General features: G+C 73.3%; 3 protein-coding genes. 2 read left to right on the top strand and 1 reads right to left on the bottom strand.

Features of this window, described 5'->3' with window-relative positions; translation table 11 throughout:
- Nucleotides 1–175: 175 nt before the first annotated feature.
- A complete protein-coding gene (locus AN218_RS36790; RefSeq protein ID WP_338059628.1) occupies nt 176–676 on the bottom strand; it encodes a hypothetical protein in 501 nt (166 codons plus the stop codon).
- A gap of 117 nt (nt 677–793) precedes the next feature.
- Between AN218_RS36790 and AN218_RS17945 the strand changes: the two genes are divergently transcribed.
- Nucleotides 794–1,513 carry a response regulator transcription factor gene (locus AN218_RS17945; RefSeq protein ID WP_070017907.1) on the top strand — a complete coding sequence of 240 codons (720 nt, stop codon included), beginning with the start codon at nt 794–796 and terminating at the stop codon, nt 1,511–1,513.
- A gap of 16 nt (nt 1,514–1,529) precedes the next feature.
- Nucleotides 1,530–2,978, top strand: a complete 1,449-nt coding sequence (locus AN218_RS17940) for a HAMP domain-containing sensor histidine kinase (RefSeq protein WP_070017906.1) — start codon at nt 1,530–1,532, stop codon at nt 2,976–2,978.
- The last annotated feature ends 7 nt before the right edge of the window (nt 2,979–2,985 follow it).

The raw sequence follows: 2,985 nt of genomic DNA, 5'->3' as shown, positions 1-2,985 counted from the left end.
GGGAGCGGCGCCGGTCACGGACGCGACCGCGAGGCCGTCGCCCGTGCCGCCGGAGGGCACCTTCGAATGACGCGGGGCGGCCGGGGACAGCCCTCGGCCGCGTGCTCAACGCCCGGGCGCGGCACGGGTGTTCGGCCCGGCCGTCGCCGGTGCCGACCCGGCAGCCTGCCCCGCTTCAGCCGTTCTCGTACGACTCGATGCGCGGCGGTGCGCCGTCCCAGCGGCAGAAGATCGAGGAGGCCGCCCCGTCCTTGGAGAAGGTCACCCGGATCCAGGTGGTGTCCTTCCAGACCTGCGTCTCCCAGCCGTCGTTGGGCGTCGCCGACACCAGCGTCGCGTAGTCGTCCCGCATGTCGAAGACCGCGCGGCCGCCCGCGACGCTCTCGCCCTGCACCTTCCCCGAGTCCGGCGGATCCTGGCCGGGCGGCGCCGGATCGGCGGGCGGCTTCGTGGTGTGCGAGCCGCCGCCCGGCGCCGGGGAGGACCTCGTCGGCCGCGGCTGCTTCGGCGGCGAACTCTTGGTCGCGGAGGGGGAGGGGGACGGCTCGGGCTGCTGCGGCGACGGCGCCCCGGGACCCGTCGTCGAGGACGAACCGTCCGCGATGGGCAGGGAGCGCGGCGGGTCGTACTGCGTGCCCGCGAGCACCGTGTGGACCCCGAACCAGGACAGCGTCACCGCGCCGCTTGTGGCCAGGGCCCAAGCAGCCGCGTGGACAAGTGGTCGTCGTCCCATCCCTGTCACCATAGCGGCAACCTGCTCACTCGCATCACACGTATGGCGTAACGTGCGCCCATGGCCCGAGTGCTCGTGGTCGAGGACGACCAGTTCGTACGTTCCGCCCTCATTCGGCACCTCAAGGACGCTTCGCATGTGGTGCGCAGCGTCGGAACGGCGCTGGAGGCGCTGAGAGAAGTCGCTCAGTACGGATTCGACGTCGTGATCCTCGACTTGGGCCTGCCCGACCTGGACGGTGCCGAGGCGCTGAAGATGCTGCGCGGCATCACCGACGTCCCCGTGATCATCGCCACCGCGCGCGACAACGAGAACGAGATCGTGCGGCTGCTCAACGACGGCGCGGACGACTACCTCGTCAAACCCTTCTCCGTGGAGCACCTCTCGGCCCGTATGGCCGCCGTGCTGCGCCGCTCGCAGGCCGGCGGGGGAGCGGGCGGCGGCGGCCAGGGCACCGTCACGGAACGGGTGTTGAAGGTCGGCGGCCTCGCCATCGACCCGCTGCGGCGGCAGGCGGAGCTGGACGGGACGCTACTGGACCTCACCCGGCGCGAGTTCGACCTGCTGGCCTTCCTCGCGGGCAGGCCGGGCGTGGTCGTCGCGCGCAAGGAGCTGCTGGCCGAGGTGTGGCAGCAGTCCTACGGCGACGACCAGACCATCGACGTCCATCTCTCCTGGCTGCGCCGCAAGTTGGGCGAGACGGCGGCCCGGCCCCGCTATCTGCACACCATCCGCGGCGTCGGAGTGAAGCTGGAGGCGCCGAGGGAGGCGCCGCAGTGAGAGAGGACATACGGGCATGAGATGGGCGCTGGTGAAGGTGTGCCTCGCCGTGACGGTCATGGTGGTGATCGCCTTCGCCGTGCCCCTGGGGCTCGTGGTGAAGGAGACGGCGCGGGACCGGGCGTTCTCCAACGCGGAGCGCCAAGCGGCCACCGTCGGCCCGGTGTTGGCGATCACGACCGACCGGCAGCAACTGGAGAAGGCCGTGGTCAGCACGGAGGCGGGCGGCGACGGACGGCTCGCCGTCCATGTGCCGCAGGTGCCCGAGTCCTCCTCCGCGCGGGCCGGCCGCGGCGACAGCGCCGGGGCGGACGAGGGCGTCGAGGTCGGACGCCAGCGCGCCACCAAGGCACAGCTCGACATGGCGCGGCGGCAGGGCCGCGCCTCGACGGCGACGGTCGAGGGCGGCTACACGCTGCTGCGGCCGACGGCCGTGGCCAGCGGCGAGTTCGCCGTCGTCGAGGTGTTCATCCCGAACGACGAGGTGACGCACAACGTCACCACGTCCTGGCTCATCCTCGCGGGCGTCGGCATCGCGCTGATCCTCGGGTCGGTGGCCGTCGCGGACCGGCTCGGGACGCTGATGGTGCGCCCGGCGGGGCGGCTGGCCGCCGCCGCGCACTCCCTGGGCGAGGGCAAGCTCGGCGTGCGGGTGCCGGAGGACGGGCCGAGCGAACTGCGCTCCGCCGCCGTCGCGTTCAACGCCATGGCCGACCAGGTCGTCCAACTCCTCGCGAACGAACGAGAGTTGGCCGCGGACCTGTCGCACCGGCTGCGTACGCCGCTGACGGTGCTGCGTCTGAACGCCGCCTCGCTCGGCGACGGCGACGCCGCCGAGCACACACGGGAGGCCGTCGCCAAGCTGGAGAGCGAGGTCGACCACATCATCAGCACAGCACGCGAACAGCGGGAGCAACGGGCCCAGACGACGGGCTCCATGGAGTCCGCCGCCTGCGACGCCGCCGAAGTGATCCGCGAACGCATGGCGTTCTGGTCGGCGCTCGCCGAGGACGAGGGCCGCGAGGCGCGGCTGGCCGGGGTGGAGCGCCCCGTGCGGGTGCCCGTCGCCCGTACCGAACTCGCCGCGGCGCTCGACGCGATGCTCGGCAACGTCTTCCGCCACACGCCCGAGGGCACGGCCTTCTCCGTGGACGTTCACCACGGCGGGCCCGCCAGCAACTCCGTGATCGTGCTCGTCTCCGACGCGGGCCCCGGCATCCCCGACCCGGACGCGGCGCTCCGCCGCGGTCACGGCGACGGCAAGCCCGGCTCGACGGGGCTGGGCCTGGACATCGTCCGACGGGTCGCGGAGTCCACGGGCGGCGATGTGCGGATCGGCCCTTCGGTGCTGGGCGGTACGGAGATACGGGTCTGGCTCACGCTGGACGGCGGCGAGGCGGAACGCCGCCGCCGGGGACGGCGCCGGCCGGAGCGCGAGCGGCGGAGGGTGCTGCGGCGGGGCTGACGCGGGC

This window comes from Streptomyces nanshensis (genome assembly GCF_001751255.1).
In the GTDB taxonomy this organism is placed as follows: domain Bacteria; phylum Actinomycetota; class Actinomycetes; order Streptomycetales; family Streptomycetaceae; genus Streptomyces; species Streptomyces nanshensis_A.
The sequence above is the reverse complement of the archived record's forward strand: the minus strand, read 5'-3'. Positions and strand labels throughout refer to the sequence as shown.

Coding starts and splice junctions, on each gene's coding strand:
- AN218_RS17945 (WP_070017907.1), top strand. CDS start 794: ATGGCCCGAGTGCTCGTGGTCGAGGACGACCAGTTCGTACGTTCCGCC.
- AN218_RS17940 (WP_070017906.1), top strand. CDS start 1,530: ATGAGATGGGCGCTGGTGAAGGTGTGCCTCGCCGTGACGGTCATGGTG.